Source organism: Chryseobacterium gilvum (assembly GCF_025628965.1).
GTDB lineage: Bacteria > Bacteroidota > Bacteroidia > Flavobacteriales > Weeksellaceae > Chryseobacterium > Chryseobacterium gilvum.
Genome location: NZ_JAOTEN010000002.1, coordinates 103,647 through 126,391, shown reverse-complemented (window position 1 = coordinate 126,391; position 22,745 = coordinate 103,647). Strand labels below are relative to the sequence as shown.

23 protein-coding genes and 1 tRNA gene are annotated in these 22,745 nt (G+C 35.6%); 13 read left to right on the top strand and 11 right to left on the bottom strand.

Translation table 11 applies throughout. The features are described from left to right. Positions 1-6 precede the first annotated feature (6 nt). From rpsT to N0B16_RS07200, 4 genes are all read right to left on the bottom strand, one after another. Entirely contained in the window at positions 7-261 is a 255-nt protein-coding gene (gene rpsT, locus N0B16_RS07215) for a 30S ribosomal protein S20 (RefSeq protein ID WP_048510903.1), read from the bottom strand. A gap of 73 nt (positions 262-334) precedes the next feature. Further along, positions 335-649, bottom strand: a complete 315-nt coding sequence (locus tag N0B16_RS07210) for a hypothetical protein (protein WP_262990111.1) — start codon at positions 647-649, stop codon at positions 335-337. Positions 650-663: 14 nt separating this feature from the next. After that, positions 664-735 (bottom strand) — tRNA-Glu (locus N0B16_RS07205). Positions 736-791: 56 nt separating this feature from the next. After that, the gene (locus tag N0B16_RS07200; protein ID WP_262990110.1) at positions 792-2,081 is read right to left on the bottom strand and encodes an N-acetylmuramoyl-L-alanine amidase family protein; all 1,290 of its coding nucleotides are present in this window, start codon (positions 2,079-2,081) and stop codon (positions 792-794) included. A 50-nt stretch (positions 2,082-2,131) separates the two neighbouring features. On the opposite strand from N0B16_RS07200, the gene N0B16_RS07195 reads away from it, so the two are divergent. The 3 genes from N0B16_RS07195 (at position 2,132) to N0B16_RS07185 (ending at position 5,678) form a co-directional block, all read left to right on the top strand. Next, positions 2,132-4,720 (top strand): putative LPS assembly protein LptD, encoded by a 2,589-nt coding sequence (locus N0B16_RS07195; RefSeq protein ID WP_262990109.1) that lies wholly within the window; start codon positions 2,132-2,134, stop codon positions 4,718-4,720. Positions 4,721-4,845: 125 nt separating this feature from the next. Then, a complete protein-coding gene (locus N0B16_RS07190) occupies positions 4,846-5,226 on the top strand; it encodes a RidA family protein (protein ID WP_262990108.1) in 381 nt (126 codons plus the stop codon). After that, positions 5,226-5,678, top strand: a complete 453-nt coding sequence (locus N0B16_RS07185; RefSeq protein ID WP_262990107.1) for a hypothetical protein — start codon at positions 5,226-5,228, stop codon at positions 5,676-5,678. The genes N0B16_RS07190 and N0B16_RS07185 overlap by 1 nt, the downstream gene beginning before the upstream one ends. 61 nt (positions 5,679-5,739) lie before the next feature. Here the strand turns inward: N0B16_RS07185 and N0B16_RS07180 are convergent, their stop codons facing one another. Then, a complete protein-coding gene (locus tag N0B16_RS07180; RefSeq protein ID WP_262990106.1) occupies positions 5,740-7,260 on the bottom strand; it encodes a trypsin-like peptidase domain-containing protein in 1,521 nt (506 codons plus the stop codon). 275 nt (positions 7,261-7,535) lie between these two features. On the opposite strand from N0B16_RS07180, the gene trhO reads away from it, so the two are divergent. After that, positions 7,536-8,894: an oxygen-dependent tRNA uridine(34) hydroxylase TrhO gene (trhO, locus tag N0B16_RS07175; protein ID WP_262990105.1), complete on the top strand. Its 1,359-nt coding sequence runs from the start codon at positions 7,536-7,538 to the stop codon at positions 8,892-8,894. A gap of 19 nt (positions 8,895-8,913) precedes the next feature. Beyond that, positions 8,914-9,483 (top strand): 5-formyltetrahydrofolate cyclo-ligase, encoded by a 570-nt coding sequence (locus tag N0B16_RS07170; protein WP_262990104.1) that lies wholly within the window; start codon positions 8,914-8,916, stop codon positions 9,481-9,483. On the opposite strand, the gene N0B16_RS07165 is transcribed toward N0B16_RS07170, so the two are convergent. Both N0B16_RS07165 and N0B16_RS07160 read right to left on the bottom strand, forming a co-directional pair. Continuing rightward, positions 9,438-10,022 (bottom strand): hypothetical protein, encoded by a 585-nt coding sequence (locus tag N0B16_RS07165; RefSeq protein ID WP_262990103.1) that lies wholly within the window; start codon positions 10,020-10,022, stop codon positions 9,438-9,440. The two genes, N0B16_RS07170 and N0B16_RS07165, sit on opposite strands and share 46 nt — an antisense overlap. Then, positions 10,006-11,172, bottom strand: a complete 1,167-nt coding sequence (locus N0B16_RS07160) for a hypothetical protein (protein ID WP_262990102.1) — start codon at positions 11,170-11,172, stop codon at positions 10,006-10,008. The genes N0B16_RS07165 and N0B16_RS07160 overlap by 17 nt, the downstream gene beginning before the upstream one ends. 180 nt (positions 11,173-11,352) lie before the next feature. Here N0B16_RS07160 and N0B16_RS07155 point away from each other — a divergent pair, with 180 nt between their 5' ends. Beyond that, a complete protein-coding gene (locus N0B16_RS07155) occupies positions 11,353-11,592 on the top strand; it encodes a hypothetical protein (RefSeq protein WP_262990101.1) in 240 nt (79 codons plus the stop codon). Between the two features lie 69 nt (positions 11,593-11,661). Here N0B16_RS07155 and N0B16_RS07150 read toward each other — a convergent pair whose 3' ends face one another. The 4 genes from N0B16_RS07150 to N0B16_RS07135 form a co-directional block, all read right to left on the bottom strand. Continuing rightward, positions 11,662-12,426, bottom strand: coding sequence for a TrmH family RNA methyltransferase (locus tag N0B16_RS07150; RefSeq protein ID WP_262990100.1), 765 nt, complete (start codon positions 12,424-12,426; stop codon positions 11,662-11,664). Between the two features lie 33 nt (positions 12,427-12,459). Then, positions 12,460-13,965 (bottom strand): DNA recombination protein RmuC, encoded by a 1,506-nt coding sequence (locus N0B16_RS07145; protein WP_262990099.1) that lies wholly within the window; start codon positions 13,963-13,965, stop codon positions 12,460-12,462. A 247-nt stretch (positions 13,966-14,212) separates the two neighbouring features. Beyond that, entirely contained in the window at positions 14,213-15,391 is a 1,179-nt protein-coding gene (gene pncB / locus N0B16_RS07140; protein ID WP_262990098.1) for a nicotinate phosphoribosyltransferase, read from the bottom strand. 80 nt (positions 15,392-15,471) lie between these two features. Further along, a complete protein-coding gene (locus N0B16_RS07135; protein ID WP_262990097.1) occupies positions 15,472-15,948 on the bottom strand; it encodes a Dps family protein in 477 nt (158 codons plus the stop codon). A 104-nt stretch (positions 15,949-16,052) separates the two neighbouring features. Here N0B16_RS07135 and N0B16_RS07130 point away from each other — a divergent pair, with 104 nt between their 5' ends. The 7 genes from N0B16_RS07130 (at position 16,053) to N0B16_RS07100 (ending at position 22,628) form a co-directional block, all read left to right on the top strand. Beyond that, positions 16,053-17,648 (top strand): DUF8728 domain-containing protein, encoded by a 1,596-nt coding sequence (locus N0B16_RS07130; RefSeq protein WP_262990096.1) that lies wholly within the window; start codon positions 16,053-16,055, stop codon positions 17,646-17,648. Between the two features lie 105 nt (positions 17,649-17,753). After that, positions 17,754-18,167 (top strand): 30S ribosomal protein S12, encoded by a 414-nt coding sequence (gene rpsL, locus N0B16_RS07125; protein WP_027383325.1) that lies wholly within the window; start codon positions 17,754-17,756, stop codon positions 18,165-18,167. Positions 18,168-18,190: 23 nt separating this feature from the next. Continuing rightward, a complete protein-coding gene (gene rpsG, locus N0B16_RS07120) occupies positions 18,191-18,667 on the top strand; it encodes a 30S ribosomal protein S7 (protein ID WP_034738844.1) in 477 nt (158 codons plus the stop codon). Between the two features lie 6 nt (positions 18,668-18,673). After that, positions 18,674-20,791, top strand: a complete 2,118-nt coding sequence (gene fusA, locus N0B16_RS07115; protein WP_262990095.1) for an elongation factor G — start codon at positions 18,674-18,676, stop codon at positions 20,789-20,791. Between the two features lie 16 nt (positions 20,792-20,807). Further along, complete coding sequence (rpsJ, locus tag N0B16_RS07110) at positions 20,808-21,113, top strand: 30S ribosomal protein S10 (RefSeq protein ID WP_002661363.1); 306 nt, start codon at positions 20,808-20,810, stop codon at positions 21,111-21,113. Between the two features lie 134 nt (positions 21,114-21,247). Then, a complete protein-coding gene (locus tag N0B16_RS07105; protein WP_262990094.1) occupies positions 21,248-22,078 on the top strand; it encodes a GLPGLI family protein in 831 nt (276 codons plus the stop codon). A 52-nt stretch (positions 22,079-22,130) separates the two neighbouring features. Continuing rightward, entirely contained in the window at positions 22,131-22,628 is a 498-nt protein-coding gene (locus N0B16_RS07100) for a low affinity iron permease family protein (RefSeq protein ID WP_262990093.1), read from the top strand. Positions 22,629-22,745: the final 117 nt, after the last annotated feature.

Below are 22,745 nucleotides of genomic sequence, written 5' to 3'. Positions count from 1 at the left end.
CTATAATTACGCTAATTTATTAACGTGCTTAGTCAATTTACTTTTTAAGTTAGCCGCTTTGTTCTTGTGGATAATATTTTTCTTAGCTAATTTATCCAATAAAGAAATAACTTTAGGCAATTGTTCTGCAGCTGCAGCTTTGTCCTCTTCATTTCTTAATACCTTCAAAGCTGTTCTAGCAGTCTTGTGGTAGTATCTGTTACGAACTTTTCTAACTTCGTTTTGTCTTATTCTCTTTAGTGCTGATTTATGATTTGCCATATCGTTCAAATGTGAGTGCAAATTTATAAACTTTTTTTATACCAGCCAAATTTATTTTTAAAAAAATTAAACTTTATTCTGATAGGTATTTCCTGAGTTTATCTAATGCTTGTTCTAGTTTTATATTCTGTTTTTCTTTTTCAATTTTCCTGATTGTGCTGGTAAGCATATTCAGTGCGTTATTCCATTCTCCAGTAATGTTGGTGAACATTATTCCATCAATGTGTACTTCAAAAGCACTGCCCTCACCGCGCCTGTAGAGTCTGAAACTTATCTTCTCATCTCTGCCTGTAACCTCTTCTTCATCGATCTTTAGATCATAACTTTTTGGGTTCGAGAGGATTTTATTAAAAAGCAATTTTGCTTCTTGTATTTTTAAATCCGGCATGCTATCAAATTTAGTAGTCTATAGGGGAATCGAACCCCTGTTGCAAGGATGAAAACCTTGAGTCCTGACCACTAGACGAATAGACCAAATTTTGAGGATGCAAAAGTATAGATTAACTTTTAAACTTCAAAATTTATTCATGCTAATTGTTAACTTTCTGAATCACAGTATTTTTTATTCCTTTGCTTTCCAGGTCTTTCTGTAGTTTTACTGCATCTTCCAGGCTATTCACTTTGCCATAAGTGTAGTAGAAAATACCGTTTGTTTTTTCCCGGTCGACATCTTTTAACGTCTGCAGAATAAAAGAATTGGTAGCCAGTTTATCTTTCCCCGCATAGACTTCAAGGGTGTAATATCCTAAACTTAACTTCTGATTAGGCATAAACCCTACTGCATAAGCGTTTCTGAAACCTGCATCTTTTGCTGTTTTCAGATTAATATCCCGGATTGATGCCATATTGGTCACCCCGTAATAATATTTATAAATTCCGTTTTCCTTCAGCGGAAGAATATAATTTAAACCTTTCAGGGCAGGATCTTCATCATTGTATTTTACCGATGAGGTAAGCAATAATATTCTGAAATCATTTTTTAAAGGAACTTCTTCCTTTTTTTCTGGCTCTGGTTTCCTGTTGGAAGCTGCTCCCCCTGTTTTTCTGTCAATTGCTTTTTTATAATCGATAATTGCATTGAAAATACTTTGAGAGATCTCATCCTGGCCTCTATCGGATGCTAAATAATGGCTTTCTTCAGGATGATTGATAAATCCTGTCTCAATAAGTACAGAAGGCATCGCATTCATACGCAGAACGTGAAGGTTTTTTTGCCATACTCCTCTGGATGACCGCTTATCTTTATTCACAAAATAGCCTTCGACAAGACCACCGAGCAAAAGACTGGATTCCAGGTATTTGCTCTGCTGAAGTTTAAGAGCGATTAACGATTCCGGAGATCTCGCGTCATAAGACCCGAAAGTCTGCTTATCTTTTTCATCTAAAAAAATCACGTCATTTTCTCTTTTTGCCACTTCAAGATTGGTGTCATTCTGATCTGGGCCCTGCACAAATGTTTCGGTTCCGTAAGCAGTAGGTTTCACAGAAGAATTACAGTGTACCGAAACAAAAAGATCGGCTTTATTCCTGTTTGCCAGATTAGTACGGTCTGAAAGAGACGGGTATTCATCAATTTTTCGGGTGTAGATTACTTTAAAGTCTTTATTTTTTTCGAGCATGCTGCCTACCCGAAGTACAATAGCAAGGGTGATGTCTTTTTCTGCAATTCGCCCGATATCGCTGTAAGATCTGTTGGCGCCATGATCACTTCCTCCATGTCCTGCATCCAAAACGACCGTGAATTTTTTCTGAGCAGAAGCAAAAACCGTGGTGAATGTGAGGAGAAATGCTAAAATTATTTTAAAATTTTGTGTGTACATCTTACAGTTTTAAAAATTATATTAATTTTGAGCCAAATTATAAAATAAAATTGGACAAAACCGTCTTCAAAAATATATTACAAATTTTAATTATCCTAATTTTTAACAGTTTTTTAGCACAGCAAACGCCTAAAAAGCTTACAGATACAAAGGTAATTAATGATACCATTTCCAAAAAGGATACTATCATTGTAAAGAAGGAAGCACTTGATGATGTACTGGAGACAAAAGCAGATGATCAGCGAAGAGATGTTCCGAAGAGAATGATTTATCTGAATAAAAATGCTCAGGTAAAATATCAGGATATGCAGATTGATGCAGATTATATCTCGATTGACGAGCAGAAAAGCTTGATTTTTGCGCGGGGGAAGCAGGATTCTTTAGGGAAAATTATAGAGCCTGTAATCACTGTTCAGGCCGGGAAAAAATACGAAACCAACGAGTTTAATTACAATTATAAAACCCGACAGGCGATTGCGTATAATGCACGTACTGAGGAAAGTGAAGGCGTTATTGTAGCGCAGAAAACAAAAAAATACAACGATTCTGTATTCTTCATGCGACGTGGAGAATATACCACAGACGATTATTTTATCAAGAAAAAAGATACGGTTGCAGATTATTATCTGCTTGCATCACATATTAAACTCGTAAAAGGGAAAAACAGTTCGCAGGTGATTACAGGACCTGTGCAGATGTACATCGAAGAAGTTCCTACGCCATTGATTATGCCTTTTGCGATACTGCCATTTTCAAGCAAAAGGTCTGCAGGAATCCTGATTCCCAGTTTTGGGGAAAGAGAAGATGTGGGATTTTTTCTGAACGGATTGGGATATTACCAACCTATCGGAGAGCATTTTGATATTAAAATTCTTGCAGATATTTATACAAAAGGCAGCTGGAACTTAAGGCCGGAAACCAATTATATAAAAAAATACAGGTATTCGGGAAACTTTTCGGCAGATATCGGGAATACCGTGAGAGGAATCAAAGGGCTGGATAATTATACCAAAACCGGAACCTACAGAATTGCATGGAGACATACGCAGGATACAAAAGCCAACCCATTTCTTACGTTTTCTGCTTCTGTAGATGTTACGAGTCAGACTTTTTACAACAATACCGTCAATAATAATTATATTCTTGATCAGAGTGTGCTCAGAACCCAGCAGAATTCTACATTATCTCTTACCAAAAGATTTTTAAAGCTTCCGGTTACCATTACAGGAACTGCCTCTTATTCTCAGAATTTTGCAACCGGTCTTGCAGATCTTCGGCTTCCGCAGATGAATGTGGCGATTAATCAGTTTTATTTGTTTAAATCCAAAACAGGAGTAAGACAGGGGTTAATTGAAAATATTACTGTGAATACAGGTTTTAATTTAACCAATTATGTAAGTACGGCAGAAGGCGAGCTGTTTACCAAAGCGATGTGGGACAAGCTTCAGACCGGTCTTAAAAACAATATTGCATTGGGAACCAATACCACCATCGCCAAGTATTTCACCTTTAGTTTAGGGGCGACGATTGATAATGCTTTAACCACAAAAACCCTTACGAAGTACTATGATCCTTTAGCCAATGTAGTGGTAGATCAGGTGAATAAAAAGGTAGCAGGATATTCTATATTTTCAACAACGGCAAGTATACAGACTACTTTATACGGAATGCTTAAATTTAAAAAAGGTTCTGCTGTGGAAGCTTTACGACACATGATTACACCAAGTATCGGATTTACATATTCTCCGGATTTTGGAAGTTCTCAGTATGGGTATTTTAAAAATTATTATGATGCAAACGGTTCTCTGACTCCTTATTCAATTTTTGACAACGGAATTGTCGGAACGCCTACCAGTGGAATGGTGGGTGCACTTGGTTTTAATATCGGGAACAATATCGAGATGAAGGTAAAGTCTAAAAAAGATTCTACAGGAACCAGAAAAATAAAAATATTTGAATCTTTAAACCTTTCCGGAAATTACAACTTTGCTGCGAAAACGCATCCGTGGTCAGTCATTTCTATCAATGGGCAGTCGTCTTTCTTTGACAGTAAACTGAGTGTGAATACAAGTTTGACATTAGATCCGTATAAAACAGTTTTTGCTCCGGGTGAAGATGTCGGGATCAGAACCGAAAAATTCGGTGCCTTCAGTTTACAGGGTTTTAATATACAGGTGTCTTATCCTTTAAGCAGTGAGCTCTTCGGTGAAAAAACAGATTATGCCAAAGAATATAAGGCAAAAGGAGAGGTGAGAAATGAAAATTATTATTTTGATGATGATAATTATGCACACTTCAATCAGGCCTGGACATTAAATATCAATGCGAATTATGCCTATTCCAGGAATTTATCAAGATTTGGTACTAAAATAGCTTCAGTAGGTTTAGATGGGAGTTTAAAGCTGACTCCATACTGGAATATTAACGGAAGTACCCATTATGATATGATCACAAAACAGCTGGCGTACACCAGGATTGGTTTTGCAAGAGATCAGAGAAGTTTTACCATCAATTTTAACTGGGTTCCGTTTGGCCAGTACAAAGTCTATGATTTTTTTATAGGAATAAAGGCTAATATTTTGAGCGATGCCCTAAAATATAAAGACAGAAGTTTTACCCAGCCTAATGCACCTTTCTAAGATCATCATTGATAATTGAATATTAATTTTATCTTTGCACCCAAAATAATTTCTAATGAAATCACTGTTGACTGATACAGAAAGTAGTGATTGCATATGATGTAAGAAAAAATAAGTATCTGCATATGAAAAAAATAATTTCTACAGTAAATGCTCCTGCAGCGATCGGACCTTATTCACAGGCAAATCTTGCCAACGGAATTTTATATATTTCCGGACAGATCCCCGTAGATCCCGCAACCGGAAAATTGGTGGAAGGGATAGAAAAAGAAACACATCAGGTGATGAAAAATCTAGAAGCTATTCTTACGGAAGCCGGACTTACTTTTAAAAATGTGGTAAAGGCAACTATTTTCCTTAAAAGTATGGATGATTTTGCGGTGATGAATGATATTTATGCATCTTATCTGGATGCAGAAAGCTATCCTGCCCGCGAAACGGTACAGGTTTCTTGCCTGCCAAAAAATGTTGATATAGAAATTTCTATGATTGCACATCAGGATTAATGAGTTTCGTCAGAAATACATTTGCTGTTTTAGTAGGTCTTGTGATTGCAGGGCTTATCATCACTCTCGGGATCAGAGCTTTTCCGAAATGGATTACTTTTGAAGCTTTTGCTCCTTTCGAACATTGGGAAAGGTTTTTGCAGAGCATGAAAAATGATGATGCTTTTTTCGGTTTTCTGCTGTTTATTTCAGGTTTGGGAACCACAGTGGGAGGTGTTGCAACAGCATTGATTGTAAAGTATGCAAAAGTAGCGTATGCTATTCTTATCGGTTTTATTATGCTTTTTATAGCGATGTTAGATATTATCATATTTCCTTATCATCCTACATTTTATAAAATATCAATATTTCTCACGTTCTTTCCTTTTGCATGGATGGGCGGAAAAATCGTAGAAATCATTTATGAAAGGAATAAGAAAAGGAGAATTGCCGACAGAATGAATAATCTATAAGTTAAATAAAAAAAACGCTGCATTACGCAGCGTTTGTTTTTATTCAAAGGTTGAAAATTATTTAAGGCATTTTGAATCCCTTGGTATAGATTCTTCCGTAATCATCTACAAATTTTACCTGTACATTTCCCTGATATTTGTCCAGAATTCTTTCTATATCTTTTTGAGAGTTTACAGGTTTCCCGTTGATTTCCAAAACAATATATCCGTCTACAATACCGATTTTGGCGATTTCGCTGCCTTCAGTCACATTCTTGGCAACCACACCACTATTTAAGCCGTAGTCTGTTTTAATTCTTTCGCTTAAAGGATCAAAGTCAGAACCTATTTTTTCAGTTACACTCAGATCCGCCTTAGATCTTGTTGAGGTACCTCCTTTCTGATCTTTCAGGGTTACGGTAGATGTATTTTCTTTTCCATTTCTCAGATAGGTTACCACTACCTTATCTCCGGGACGCTTGCTTCCGACAGACATAGAGAGATCTGCAAAATCTGTAATGGCAATATTATCTATTTTAGTAATGATATCTCCGGTTCTGATTCCCGCATTTTGCGCACCGCTGTCGTCTGTAACACTGGTTACATAAATTCCGGAACCTACTTTTAAATTGGTTTTCTTTTCCGCATTATATGCCGCAACCTGTCTGTCATCAGAAAGATCAAGCGATGAAACTCCTAAGAAGCCACGCTGTACAATCCCGAATTTCTTGATGTCTTCCACAATCTTTCTTGCAAGGTTTGCAGGCACCGCAAATCCATATCCCTGATAATATCCGTTGGTAGAAGAAATGGCAGAATTAATCCCGATCAGATCACCGTTTACATTCACCAATGCACCGCCGGAATTTCCAGGGTTAATGGCTGCATCGGTCTGAATAAAGCTCTCAATAGGGTTGGCTGCTTTCCCTTGTCCGCCAAGAATTCCTATTCCCCTTCCTTTGGCAGAAATAATTCCCGCCGTAACCGTAGAATTTAATCCTAAAGGATTTCCCACGGCTAAAACCCATTGTCCGACTTCAAGATTGTCAGAATTGGCAAAATTTAAATAAGGAAGGCCTTTTTCTTCTATCTTTAAAAGAGAAATATCGGTATTGGGATCTGTTCCTACCAATGTTGCGATATAGGATTTTTTATTGCTCAAGACAACTTCCAGCTTGCTTGCTCCTGCCACAACATGATTGTTTGAAATGATATAGCCATCCGGAGAAATAATTACCCCTGATCCCAATCCTGAAGGCATATTATCCGGAGCCTGCTGCTGTCTTTGTCTTTGGTTTCTTCCTGTGGGATCACCAAAAAAGAAATCAAACATATCCTGCTCCGAAGCTCTGCTTGAAGTTTTTGTCTGATAATTTTTGATCGTAACCACAGCAGGAACGGTTGTTTTCGCAGCCGCTACAAAATCATCTCCTACTGCAGAAGTATTCATCCCTGCAAAAGAAACGTTTTTTGATGTGGTGAAGTAAGATCCATCTTCATTATTCGACGTATGACCAAAATATTGTTGTACGCCAACCGTAGTAGCTCCTGAGATCACTCCTACTACAGCAAATGGTAATAGTTTTTTTAAAGTACTCTTCATTTTATCTTCTTTAATTATTGGTTTTACTGTTAACAAATTTACTGCTTAATAAGTATGCAATTGTTATGCTATGTTTCAATTTTAACTAAAATTTAACGACAATTATGTCATTTTATACATTATGTCATAATTAAAATCCTATTATTAACGAAACTTAAAAATTACTTAAAGAAAATCATGACATTTTTACATTTTTATATCATTTGTTGGCTATTTTTTGTCTTTATGAAAATCATTATCTTTGCAAAAATTTTCTCCCTTAAAACGTTTATAGCATGCAACTGTATAACACCTTAAGCGCAGAAGAAAGAGCCCGTCTTATTGATGAAGCCGGTAAGCAGCGCCTTACTTTGTCTTTCTATGCGTATGCCAAAATTGAAGATCCCAAAAAATTCCGTAACGAATTATTTATCGCCTGGAATGCACTTGATGCACTCGGACGTATTTATGTTGCCCATGAAGGTATTAATGCGCAAATGAGTGTTCCTGCCGATCAGTTTGAAACATTTAGGAATACGTTGGAAGCGTATGATTTTATGAAAGGAATTCGTCTGAATGTTGCGGTAGAGCACGATGATCATTCTTTTTTAAAATTAACCATTAAAGTAAGGCATAAAATCGTTGCTGATGGGCTAAATGATGAAACCTTTGATGTAACCGATAAAGGAATTCATTTAAAAGCGCAGGAGTTTAATACTTTGTTGGAAGATCCCAATACGATTGTCGTCGATTTTAGAAATCATTACGAAAGTGAAGTCGGGCATTTTGAAGGGGCCATTACGCCTGATGTTGAAACTTTCAGGGAAAGTCTGCCGATTATTAATGAGCAGTTACAGGATTTTAAAGAAGACAAAAACTTATTGATGTACTGTACAGGCGGAATCCGTTGCGAAAAAGCCAGTGCCTACTTCAAACATCAGGGTTTTAAAAATGTTTTTCAGTTGGAAGGCGGGATTATTGAATACGCACGGCAAGTGAAAGAAGAAGGTGTTGAAAGTAAATTTGTAGGTAAGAATTTTGTATTTGACCACAGATTAGGCGAAAGAATCACCGACGATATCATTGCACAGTGCCATCAATGCGGGAAACCGTGTGATAATCACACCAATTGTGCCAATGATGCCTGTCATTTGCTGTTTATCCAGTGTGATGAATGTAAGGAAGTGATGGAAAACTGCTGTTCTACAGAATGCCTGGAAACTATTCATTTGCCCATAGAAGAACAATTGAAATTAAGAAAAGGTCTGCAGGTAGGAAATAAAGTGTTCAGAAAAGGAAAATCGGATGCTTTGAAATTTAAAAAATCAGGTGATGTGCCAACTCAGACATTGGCTAAAGCAAAAGCTGAGACAAAAGACATCCGCCAGAAAATAAAAATTAAAAAAACATTGATCGGAAAGGCAGAACATTATTATACAAAGTCTAAAATTGCACAGTTTTTAATTGAAAATAAAGAACTTTTGATCGGTGATAAGGTATTGATTTCTGGTCCTACAACAGGTGAACAGGAAGTTGTGATCACCGAGATGTTTGCTAACGGCGGACCTTGTGAAACGGCAAAGCAGGGTGATCAGATTACCTTTGAGCTTCCGTTCAGAGTTCGTTTATCGGATAAATTATATAAGATATTATAAGCTTAAACATTTTATCAATATGCTGAAAGCTGAGATTAGAAAAATATATATGCAAAAAAGAAAAGCCTTGTCCAGTGATGAGGTTTTGCTTTTATCTGAGAAAATATTTAAAAATTTTGTCACCTATTTTAAACCTGTCCCACATCAGAAAGTACATATTTTTATTCCGATTGAACGGTTGAAAGAAATAGACACCCAAATCTGGATCGATTATTTTCTGAGCCGCAATATCCGGGTTTTTGTCCCTAAAATTTTAGGCATAACATTGATTTCCGTAGAAATTTTTAAAGACACAGCCTTCGAAATAAATCAGTGGGGGATTTCTGAGCCTGTTTCTGATGAAGATCCGGGGATTTCAGATTTTGATTATGTAATTACCCCTCTTCTGTATTGTGACCAAAACGGAAACAGAGTTGGCTACGGAAAAGGTTTTTATGATGTTTTTTTTCAAAAAATATCTTCTAATACCAAAAAAATAGGAGTCAATTATTTTACTCCTGATGAAATGATCAATGATCTTCGTGAAGATGATATTGCAGTAGATTATCTTGTAACGCCTACTAAAGTGCTGTCTTTTTTGAGAGGCTGATAAAAATTTACAAAATAAAATTTAAATTCCTTCTTAAATTTAATTGGTTTTGAAACTAAAGTATACTGCGCATTTTTTTCGAATGTCCCGATCGATTTATTTTTTCGGTCAAAATATTCAACGTTAAACTTAGCAAAATCCAGAGTATCCTGATGTTGAATTTCTTTATACACTTTAAGGTTATTGACCTTTACACTTTTTACCTTCAAGCTTTCCAGCTCTTTAAACAAAGGTTTAAAAGTCATGCTGTCCGGTTCATGAAAATAACTCTGCATTTGAGAAAAAATCACTGTATCGATTTCCGTATTTCTGTTTCCTGAAAGGTATAAGGTTGATAATTCTAAAAGCTGCTGTACTTTTTGGGTCGTAATCGTGTTGATCGCTTGTGCGCTGTCCATCTGCACAGCAGGATAAGTCAGCCGGTTGTTGCTGTTTCTTAATTTATCCAGATCACTCATGGTTTGCTCTTCTTTTTTCACACATGAAGCAAATGATAAGAATATAATACTGAAAATCAAAAAGTTAATTATTGTTTTCATGGGTTGTGATTTTAAATTTAATAGAAATTATTTTACCTTTCTTGTCAGTTTTCATTTCGATGACAGAAAGATTTTTGAGAGAAGTTGTGGGTGTAGTAACCAAAGTGATGTATTTCTGCTTATCTAGAGTTTCAATCCCATAAATTTCATTATCATACACTTGAGAAATGATGGCGTCATTGCTGATTCTGCTTTCCAGTTGCCGTCTTTTGATGTTTATTTCTTCAGAAGGATTTCCGGACATGTCTTTTTTGGAGAAATAGAGAACGGCCATTTTATAATCATCCGGTTTCAGCTCTATGGTCTCTTCTTCAGGAGCATTTTCAAGGTTCCTGTTAATTTCCAGATTCTCATAAGCCGTAGAGCTGATCTGCATTTTCAGGTTTTTATCTTTGGTTGGATAATGAAAGCATTCTCCCGGCTTTATTCTAAAGAACAGTGGAGATTCATTCTGCTTAATCACTTTTATCTCAATAGTGCTCTGTACATTCTGATTACGGTCTGCATCTGTAAAGCAATAGGTATACGTTTTCTGAAAAATTTCATCTTTAAACCCTAAAAGCACCATTACGGTCACTAATAACGATGATGCAGCAATCCAGGCAAGCTTCTGATAACTCTTTTTATCTGATTTTACAACCGGTACTGTTATATTGTTACTGATAGGCGGTTTTTGATTAATAGATTGATTTTCAGTAGGATTATTTTGTAAATTAATATCTTTTACTTCATTTTCCACTGCTTTTTCAGGAAGAATGTCACTTTTTGAAGTGATATCTGAATTTGCAACTGTTTTTAGGGATTCTTTATCAGATTGGTCACCAGAATCATCATCTTCCAGAAGCAATTCACCGGCAAAAAGATGTTGTTTTTTAAATTCGTACCATGAGCTGTAATCCGCATAAATACTCAATAAATTGAGCATATCGATACGTGGTAATTTAGTGACCGGTGAACTTTTAAAATAAGTGTAAAAAGATTTTTCGCTGATGTTCCCTTTCGCTTTTTTTCGAAGGTCTTCCTGAAAATAAATGATATCAATACCTTTCCACTTAGAAATATCATCATAAGAAGGCGAGTGTTCTTTCAGATATTGAGCCTGAACGTCCTTTTTCAGCTGCTCAAAATGTAATAAATCTAAATCTGTCAATTTTAAAAAATTACTTAAATTATTGATTATCAGTTATAATTATTTGTAAAACTGTTTTACAAAGGTATTACAATTATTTTTCATAAACAAATTTTTTATCTGCTCTACCTTTGTCCTGTTCAAATAACCGAACGAGAAAAGATTCAAAAACAATATTAACAAAATTAAATTTAATTTATTATGAAAAAGTCATTATTCGTAGCTGCTATCGCTGCAATCTCTCTAGTTGCTTGTAAGAAAACTGATGCTACTACTACTGAAGGTTCTGCTGATTCAATCGAGAACAACGCTGATTCAGTTCAAAACAACATGGATTCTGCTAACACTGCTAAGAAAGATTCTATGGACACTAAAACTGACATGAAGAAAGATAGCGTTGAAGTTAAGTCTGATTCAGCTAAAACTGCTGTTAAGAAATAATTCTAGCTACTGCTACAATAAAAGAACCGTTTCGTTATCGAAGCGGTTTTTTTATGCTTTATCATAATATTATTTTTTCTGTCTTAGAGATTCGTAACAGGTAATTGCTACCGCATTGCTGAGATTTAAAGAATCAATGCTTCCAACCATGGGAATTAAAGTATTCTTTCCTTTTCCATTCCAAAAATCACTTAGCCCGGAATGCTCTGTCCCGAATACTACTGCAGACTTCTCAGTAAAATCTCTTTTGTAAAGATCTTCTGAAGTTTTATCCATAATGGTTGTGTATATATTGAAGTGGTTTTCGTTTAAAAATTCCAACACTTCAGGATTTTCTGCCTGAAAAACATCCATTCCGAATAAACATCCTACACTAGACCGGATTACATTGGGATTATAAAAATCTGCTTTCGCGTCAGTCACGATTAATGCATCAATCCCAAAAGCTTCGCAACTTCTCAGGATCGCTCCCAGATTTCCGGGTTTTTCAATACCTTCTACGACAATTACGGTGGAGCTGTCTTTAGGCTTGAAAGTGTTCAGTTGAGACTCTTTTGCTTTATAGATGCCGATTATTCCTTCAGAAGTTCCTCTGTAGGCAGTTTTTTCGTACACTTTTTCAGAGACATAATGAATTTTTCCTTTCGGGATCTCACCTTTAAAAATACTTTCACAAACGAAATATTCAGTCGCTTCAAAGTGATATTTCTGCGCTCTGTCATTTTCCTGTTGTCCTTCCACCACAAAAACACCCGATTTTTTTCTGAATCGGTTATCGGTTAACAGCCGTGTAACATTTTTAATTTTTTCGTTTTGAAAACTTTCGATTAACATGCCGCAAAATTATGGAAAATTTGGCAGAAAGTTTTATTGGTGTAGATCAATTTGGTTTTCAGAAGTATCGATCAGGCTTTGTGGAAGCTCCTTTTTATTTTTAATTCCTAAGGATTTTAGTTTTTGGGTCTGTGCAATCAGGTTGTCATTTCCTGTATACAATTGTTTGAATGCATCGTTATAGACATTTTTTGCCTGATCAATATTTCTCCCTACTTTCTCCAGATTTTCTATGAAACCAGCAAATTTATCATATAATTTTGCGCCACGTTCTGCAATTTCCATAGAATTTCTGTTCTGGTATTCTCTTTTCCAAAGATCTGCGATCAGTTTGAGAGAAGTAATCAGATTGCTGGGATTTAAAAGTAAGATCCTTTTTTCATAAGCAAAATTCCACAGGTTTTGATCTGTTTGCATTGCAGCAATATACGCAGGCTCACTTGGGAGAAACATCATTACAAAATCTAGCGATTTCCCGTAATCGTCGTACGCTTTTTGACTCAGCTGACTGATGTGATTTTTGACGGAAGACAAATGTTGCTTGAGTTTGATCTGATAGATATCAGGATCATTTTCGTCAACCAATTCTGTAAAAGCTGTCAACGAAACTTTAGAATCAATAATCACATTTCGCTCATCGGGATATTTTACAACGGCATCGGGACGCATTTTTTTACCAGAAAATTCTGAAAACAATGCCTTATTGTCTTCATCTTTAAGTTCATGTTCAAGAAAATATTCTCTTCCCTTCACTAAGCCTGATTTTTCCAGAATACTTTCCAAAATCATTTCGCCCCAGTTTCCCTGCGTCTTACTTTCACCTTTTAGCGCGCGTGTCAGTTTTTTGGCGTCTTCGGAAATCTGCTGATTAAGCATTGCCAGTTCTTTTACTTTTTCGCCGAGAGAGAAACGCTCTTTATTTTCTTTTTCATACACCTCATTGACTTTATTCTTCAGATCAGTGATTTTTTCCTGAAACGGATCGAGGATATTTTTTAGATTATTTTGGTTCAGCGTTGTAAATTTTTCAGCTTTCTCCTCTAAAATTTTATTGGCTAAATTTTCGAAATGCAATTTGCCCTCTTCCTGTATTTTTGAGATTTCTTCTTTTTGCGTTTCAAGAGATTTTTTAAATTGATTATTAATGGCGGAAAGCTCAGAATTTTTAGCAAAAAGCTGTTGCTTTTCATTTACAAGAGCATCTATCTGAGTATTTTGTTTGCTGTGAATTTCTTTTTGTTCATTAAATTGTAGTTGTAATGAAAAATATTCGGCAGAAATTTTTGCAAATTCATTTTTCAAATCGTTAAAAAGATCTGACTGCTGAAGAAAATTTTCTTTCTCCGCCAGATTGAGTTGATCCAGCTCTGCAATTTTACGGTTAGCGTTTTCCAGATCCGAATTATTCTTAATAAGTAAATGATTCAGGCTATCATATGTATTCCTTGAAACCATCGATGACTTTAAGATAAAGTATAAAATAACAGCGCCGAGAATCCCTCCGGAAATAAACCCGATGATTAAATATGTAGTTTCCATTTTTCAAAATTACAAAAAGATAGGTATCATTTGTTTACGGGAAACCTTGTAAAAGCTGAGTGGTTATTATTCTGTATGTGCAGCCAAAAATCCTATTGGGTTTCTATATTCTTATCCAGGTGATGATTTCTGCTAATTTTTTTTAGCTTTTCCTCGAGGTTTTTTTATAGATGGTTCTTAGTTTGGATAACGCCACGATTTGCGAGGTTACTAGTTTAACTAATTAAATTATTTACATTAATAAGTATTAATCTTTTATTCTTAAAAATTCTTTAGCCAATTCGATCATTTTAGAATCTCCTGTGTATTTTCCGTGCTCATCAGAAAGCTTTACGGTAGGAATCCATTCTTTATTCAGAGACTGTACACCGATTAATTTCATGACGATATTCATAGGTTTTAAGCCTACATCATTGGTAAGATTGGTGCCGATTCCGAAAGAAACCCCAATTTTTCCTTTGCAGTAACGCGTAATTTCTTCTACTTTTTCAAGATTTAAATTATCTGAAAAAATGATATATTTAAATAAAGGATTGATCCCGTTGTTTTTATAATGCGCTACGGTTTTATCGGCGAATTCGAACGGATCTCCGCTGTCATGACGCACTCCGTCGAAAAGTTTTGCAAATTTCTTATCAAACTGCTGAAAAAAAACATCGGTCGTATAAGTATCTGAAAGCGCAACTCCCAAATCACCGCGATAGACATCGACCCAATGTTCCAGAGCCAATTCGTTGGCCATTTTAAATCCGAACTCTGCTCCGTGAAACATAAACCATTCGTGAGCGTGTGTTCCAATAGGTTTTACATTGTATTTCATGGCAAAATGCACATTTGAGCTTCCGATAAACGTAGAATCTTTTTTCTGTGTCAAGGCTTCCATAACCAGATTTTGAACGTGATAGGAATGTCTTCTCCGGGTCCCGAATTCTGCAAAATTTACCCCTAACTGATTAAGCGTCTCTGCCTTCTCCAATGTTTTGTTCATGATGATCTCATTAGAATCTCTTTCCATGTGATTCATTTCGTAGTGCAGCTCGCTGATCAGGGATAATAAAGGGACTTCCCATAAAATCGTTCTATACCAAAGACCTTCTACAGTGACAGAAAGATCATTTCCCGTCTGCAAAATTTTTACTTCAGAAGGATCGTAATGATAGCCTTCCAGAAAGTCCAAATACGGTAAATTTAAATAAGGACAGGTTTTTGCCAGAAATCTTTTTTCATCTTTAGTGAGTTTGAGCTCGGCCATTTGTGAAACCAAGGCTCTCAATGCCACATCAAAACCTTCCGGAAAGTGATGTTTTCCTCTGTTGATAAATTCATATTTTACGGTTTGACTGGGGAATAACTGCACTACCGCATTTTGCATGGTAATTTTATAGAAATCGTTATCGAGAATTGAATTCAGCCTGATGTCGTGCATATTTTGATTTTAATGCAAATTTAATCATAAAATAAATCGCCTGAATGTAAGGCGATTTTTAAATATTGTGATCGAAGTTTTTATTTTCCTAAATAAGAATTGTACATCCAGACTTCTTTTTCCTGTTCTGTAATATAGTCGCTCATCTGAGAGTTGGTACCTTCGTCGCCTGCTTTTTCTGTAATATCCAAAAGCTCTCTCTGAAGGTCGATCACGATCTTAAAAGATTCCAGAATAATCTCGACGCTTTTGTTTCCGTCGCTTACTTCACGGCTTTCCTTAATGGTGGAAACCGTTAAATATTCAGAATAATTATGGGCGGGAGTTGCGCCTAAGGTCAGAATTCTCTCGGCAATTTCATCAATTTTTAACACCAGACTATTGTAAAGTTCTTCGAATTTGGGATGAAGGGTAAAAAACTGTTCTCCTTTGATGTTCCAGTGAGAGCCACGCGTGTTTTGATAAAAAACCGAATAGTTGGCCAAAAGGATATTCAGTTTCTGCGAAATAGTACTACAGTCTGATTCTTCTAAGCCAATAATGTTTGCATTTTTCATATGTTTATTTTTTGTAATTCAAAGTTAAATAAATATTGTGCCGAAATTACCGGCAGATCATTGATGATACTTATCTTTGATATTCTTAATAATAATCTTAAAAAATGGATCATTCCCAAAAAAATCATTCTCTGAAAAGTTTTTGGATTTCCTTATCATTATTTTTTGCGGTTTGTATTTTTTACTATATCAAAGCTGTTTATAGTACGGAAGGACATTATGTTTACCCGATAGATGATGCATATATTCATTTGTCAATGGCTAAAAATTTTTCTTTGCATAAAGTTTGGGGAGTTACGCCTTATACATTTTCATCATCATCTTCGTCACCTTTATTTACTTTTATTGTAAGTCTTTTGATGAATATATTTGGTAATCAGGAGGTTTTGCCTTTGTATTTTAATGTTATTTTGTGTAGTGCAGTTATTTTTATTCTGAATAAATATTACTCGGAAATTTTCAGAGAAACAAAACATATTGTAATCTGTACTTTATGTACTGTTTTTTTTGCCGTGATGCATTTGCAGATGCTTTCCGGGATGGAACATCTGCTCCAGATTTTCCTTTTTGTACTGAATATTTTTTGTTTTGAACTGAAAAAAGAGCATCGGCTTGCCAGATTCGGATTCTATGCTACGATCTTGTTAATGGGGCTTGTTCGGTTTGAAAGTATGTTTTATTTTGTTATTTTAGCCTTCGTTTTATTTTTAATTAAAAGATGGAAAAGCGGTGTTTTAGTATTGCTTTTAGGATTTATACCTATTATAATATTCTGTTATTTTAATTATACCTATTCAGGCTATCTATTTCCCAATTCGGTTATCGTCAAAGGGACAAAGCTCAGTTTAACATCAGATATGTCTTCTCAGATTAAATATCTGCTATTCGATAAGCTGTTACTAAACATAAGTTTTTATAAAGTCGGTTTTCTTCCCATAGTAATTTCCGGGATTTTTATTTACAGAGATCTCAGATGCAAAAGTTTTCCTGAATTAATACAATCTCATTTTTTTCTGATTGTATTTTCTCTGGTAATGATTTGTCATAGTATGTTTGCAGATTTAAAAGGAGCTTTCAGGTACGAAGCTTACATGCTTGTCGGATTTTCAATGGCTGTCTTTCCAAAAATCAAAACTATTTTCTCAGACCCAAAAAAGTATATTAAAAAAGAATTGGTTTTGAGTATTTTATTATTCATAAATATTTTATTGATGCTATATAAAACAGGAGTAGCCCATCAAATGCTAAATAACGGAAGTAAAAACATATATGAGCAACAGGTACAATCTGCAAAATTTTTACATACCTATTATAATGCATCAAAAGTGGTTGCGAATGACATTGGTGCTATTACCTATTATACAGATATTCATTTGCTGGATATTGCCGGTTTGGCGTCAACAGAAACTATTGTTTTTAATGAAAATCATAACCTTTTTGATTTCCGCTTTAAAACTTTTCTTACAGACTACTGTGAAGCAAACACGTATGAATTGGCAATCGTGTACGAAACTTGGATGCAGGGCCAGGTTCCTGAAAGCTGGAAAAAAGCGGCTGTTTTAAAAATCAGCCATACAATAACTGTTGCAAATCCTGAAGTTTCAATTTATTCGGTCAATGGAAAAAATATAGAGCAGTTGAAACAAAATATTAAACAATTCAATTGGAATAAAAACGTAGAAGTCACCATCATTCCTTAAATATAACAGGTCTGAAAATTATTTTAAAGATTAATATTTATCTATAACTTGTTGTCAATTAAAAAATTATTCATATTTTTGCACCCTAAAATAAAAAGCAATTAAATGCCTACTATTCAACAATTAGTAAGAAAAGGAAGAGTCGCACTCACCAAGAAGAGTAAATCGGCTGCCCTTGATTCTTGTCCACAAAGACGAGGTGTATGTACGAGAGTATATACTACCACTCCTAAGAAACCTAACTCTGCACTTAGAAAAGTAGCAAGGGTAAGACTTTCAAACGGTAAAGAAGTCAACGCCTACATCCCGGGCGAAGGACATAATCTTCAAGAGCACTCGATAGTATTGGTACGCGGCGGAAGGGTGAAAGACCTACCGGGAGTACGTTATCATATTGTAAGAGGAGCACTAGACACGGCAGGTGTTAGTGGAAGAACACAGAGAAGATCTAAGTACGGAGCTAAAAGACCAAAACCAGGTCAGGCAGCTGCTGCACCAGCTAAAGGAAAGAAAAAATAATCATTAAATAAGGTACAGAAACAATGAGAAAGACAAAAGCGAAAAAAAGACCGTTGTTACCAGATCCGAAATTTAATGATCAATTGGTAACTAGATTTGTAAACAACTTAATGCTGGACGGTAAAAAGTCTATCGCATTTAAAATATTCTATGATGCTTTAGAGCTTGTAGAAGCTAAAAAAGGTGAAACTGAGAAAACAGCCCTTGAAATCTGGAAAGATGCATTAACAAACGTTATGCCTCACGTAGAAGTACGTTCCAGAAGAGTAGGTGGAGCCAACTTCCAGATCCCGATGCCAATCAGAGCAGATAGAAAAATTTCTATGGCGATGAAATGGTTAATCAAATATTCAAAAGCCAGAAATGATAAGTCTATGGCTTTGAAATTGGCTAATGAAGTAGTAGCGGCTTCAAGAGAAGAAGGTGCTGCGTACAAGAAAAAATCTGATACTCACAAAATGGCGGAAGCGAACAAGGCTTTCTCACACTTTAAATTCTAATCTGAAATGAGTAGAGATCTTAAATTTACAAGAAATATTGGTATTGCTGCGCACATTGATGCCGGTAAAACAACCACTACAGAAAGAATTTTATTCTATACTGGAGTAAACCATAAAATCGGAGAAGTTCACGATGGTGCTTCTACGATGGACTGGATGGAGCAGGAAGCAGAAAGAGGAATTACCATTACTTCTGCTGCAACCACTTGTTCTTGGAACTTTCCAACAGATCAAGGAAAAGCTCTTCCTGAAACGAAACCTTATCACTTCAACATCATCGATACACCGGGACACGTTGACTTCACTGTAGAAGTAAACAGATCTTTGAGAGTATTGGATGGTTTGGTATTCCTTTTCTCTGCAGTAGACGGAGTAGAGCCTCAGTCTGAAACCAACTGGAGACTTGCTGATAACTACAAAGTAGCGAGAATGGGATTCGTAAACAAAATGGACCGTCAAGGTGCTGACTTCCTTAACGTGGTAAACCAGGTTAAGACGATGTTAGGATCAAACGCAGTTCCAATCGTTTTGCCAATCGGTGCTGAAGAAGATTTCAAAGGAGTTGTAGACTTAATTAAAAACAGAGCGATCATCTGGGATGAAGCAGGGCAAGGAGCTACTTTCGAAGTAGTGCCAATTCCTGAAGACATGAAAGACGAAGTTCTAGAATACAGAGAAAAATTAGTAGAAGCAGTTGCAGATTACGATGAGACTTTGATGGAGAAATTCTTCGAAGATCCGGATTCTATTTCTGAAGAAGAAATCAATGCAGCACTTAGAAAAGCAACTATCGATCTTTCTATTATCCCAATGACTTGTGGTTCTTCATTTAAAAATAAAGGAGTACAGTTTATGTTGGATGCAGTATGTAAATATTTGCCTTCACCATTGGATAAAGATGATATCAAAGGTACAGATCCAAGAACGGATGCTGAAATTACAAGAAAACCAGACGTAAAAGAGCCTTTCGCGGCTTTGGCATTTAAGATTGCTACCGATCCTTTTGTAGGAAGATTGGCGTTCTTCAGAGCATACTCTGGAAGATTAGATGCAGGTTCTTACATTTTGAACACTCGTTCTGGTGATAAAGAAAGAATCTCTAGAATCTATCAGATGCACGCAAACAAGCAAAATCCTGTAGAATATATTGAAGCAGGAGATATTGGTGCAGCGGTAGGATTCAAATCTATCAAAACTGGTGATACCATGTGTGATGAGAAAAACCCAATCGTTCTAGAATCGATGGTTTTCCCTGATCCGGTTATTGGTATCGCAGTTGAGCCTAAAACAAAAGCTGACCAGGATAAAATGGGTAACGCTTTGGCTAAACTAGCTGAAGAAGATCCTACGTTCACAGTTAGAACTGATGAGGCTTCAGGACAAACGATTATCTCTGGTATGGGTGAGCTTCACTTGGATATCATTGTTGACCGTATGAGAAGAGAATTCAAAGTAGAAGTAAACCAAGGTCAGCCACAGGTAGAATACAAAGAAAATCTTACAAGAGTTGCTCAGCACAGAGAAGTTTACAAAAAACAATCTGGTGGTAAGGGTAAATTTGCAGATATCGTATTTGAATTAGGACCTGCTGACGAAGGTAAAATCGGTTTGGAATTCGTTAATGAGATCAAAGGTGGTAACGTTCCTAGAGAATTTGTTCCTGCTATTGAAAAAGGATTTAAAGCTGCAATGAAAAACGGTCCTTTGGCTGGTTTCGAAGTGGAAGGGATTAAAGTTACTCTTAAAGACGGATCTTTCCACGCGGTGGATTCTGATGCACTTTCTTTTGAAATGGCTGCAAAATTAGGATTTAAAGAAGCGGGACGTGCTGCTAAGCCAGTAATTATGGAGCCTATTATGAAACTGGAAGTAGTAACTCCGGAAGAATACATGGGTAACATCATTGGTGACCTTAACAAGAGAAGAGGGACTATCAGTGGACAAGAAGAAAAGAACGGTGCCGTTGTAATCAAAGGTTCAGTTCCACTTTCTGAAATGTTCGGATATGTAACGACTCTGAGAACACTTTCTTCAGGAAGAGCAACTTCTTCTATGGAATTAGAGAAATACCAAGCGACTCCTCAAAACGTTGCGGAAGAAATCATTGCTAAAGCAAAAGGTTAATTTTTAAAGTAAAGAAATGTCACAAAGAATCAGAATAAAATTAAAATCTTACGATTACAACTTGGTAGACAAGTCTGCTGAGAAAATCGTAAAAACGGTAAAGGCTACCGGTGCTGTTGTAAACGGACCGATCCCATTGCCTACAAACAAGAGAATCTTCACCGTATTGAGATCTCCGCACGTTAACAAAAAAGCTAGAGAACAGTTCCAACTTTCTGCTCACAAGAGATTGATGGATATCTATTCTTCTTCTTCTAAAACAGTGGATGCTCTTATGAAACTTGAATTGCCAAGTGGTGTAGATGTGGAAATTAAAGTGTGATAATTTATTTATCATCATTATACCATCCCTTTTCGAAAGAAGAGGGATTTTTTGTTTAAAAGATATCAGTTTATTTTTAACACTAATATGTATTGCAAGGTTCTTTTTAATTTGTATATTTGTAAAAAATTGTAATGAAAACAATATTTTTACTCATCATGATCAGTATATCATTATCTGCTCAGACACATCGTTTTATTTATGAATATCAATTTAAGATGGATTCTACATCTGTTGAACACAGAAAAGTGAATATGGTACTCGACATAAATCCTACTGATACAAAATTTTATAATTATGATTTTGTGCTTACCGATTCTACTAATATCACAAAGGGTCAGAATAATATTATCTGGGATGATACTCCTGTAATAATCAGGAAGAAAAATTCGAACCTCAATTCTAATTATATACATGTCCAGAATATGTTTATAATAGATACTGAAGATAAAATAAATTGGAAACTTTCAGATGAAACTAAAAGTGTTGGAGGATATAAACTTCAGAAAGCAACGGCAAAATTTGGGGCGAGAAATTGGACGGCATGGTTTACAAAAGATATTAATTTAAATGAAGGTCCTTATAAATTTAAAGGCTTGCCAGGATTAATATTTGAAATTTATGATGATAAAAATAATTTTAAATTTTCCTTAGTAAAAAGCTACAAACTAGCCAAAACCTATGAGACCCGAAGCATTATTGAAAATTTTGGCGGACAGAAACCTATTAAAATCAAAGAAGATCAACTCGCAAAAATGCTACTTGATAATTTTAATGATCCGCTCCATGATTTTAAAGAACATTATAAAAATAATACCGATCCGTCAGCACATTTTATGGTCATGGGAATCGAGGTAAAAAGTCCGGACCAGCTAAAAGAACTTTCTGATATGATGCAGAATAATATCCGGAAAAATAACAATCCTATCGAGCTCAACAAGGCTGTAAAGTATCCCGCAAAATAAGACCGAAGCTGTATTCGGCTGAATTTTTGATCAGATTTATAAAATTAGTAAAATGTCAAAGTCAGAAAACAGCTTTTTCGACTGGTTTTCGAATTGGGCTGCAAAATTCACAGGAAGTTCCAAAGCATTTATAGGAGCAGCATTAATTGTAATCTTATGGGCCGCATCGGGACCGGTTTTTAACTATTCGGAAACTTGGCAGCTGGTTATCAACACAGGAACGACTATTATTACGTTTCTAATGGTTTTCCTGATTCAGAAAGCACAGAATAAAGACTCTAAGGCCATTCATATCAAACTAAATGAATTGATTGCAGCCAACGAAAAAGCAAGCAACAGGATTGTAGATATTGAAGATCTTACGGAAAAAGAACTGGATCAGCTTCACTGTTACTATGAAAAGTTATCCGATTTTGCTGAAGAAGACACCGATATTCATACTTCACATTCCATTGATGCGGCGCACCATAACCAGGATCGTAAGCAACAGCTGTTTCAGCAAAAACACAATGAATGGCTTAACGAACAGAACAAAAACAGCAATTCTTAAATTTTTTTTGCTTGTAATCATGAAATTTCTATGGGTAAAATATTAAAATAAAATTAAAATTTGACTATTTCAAAGGCTATAATTAAATATATCCATGTACAAATTGTATTTAATTGT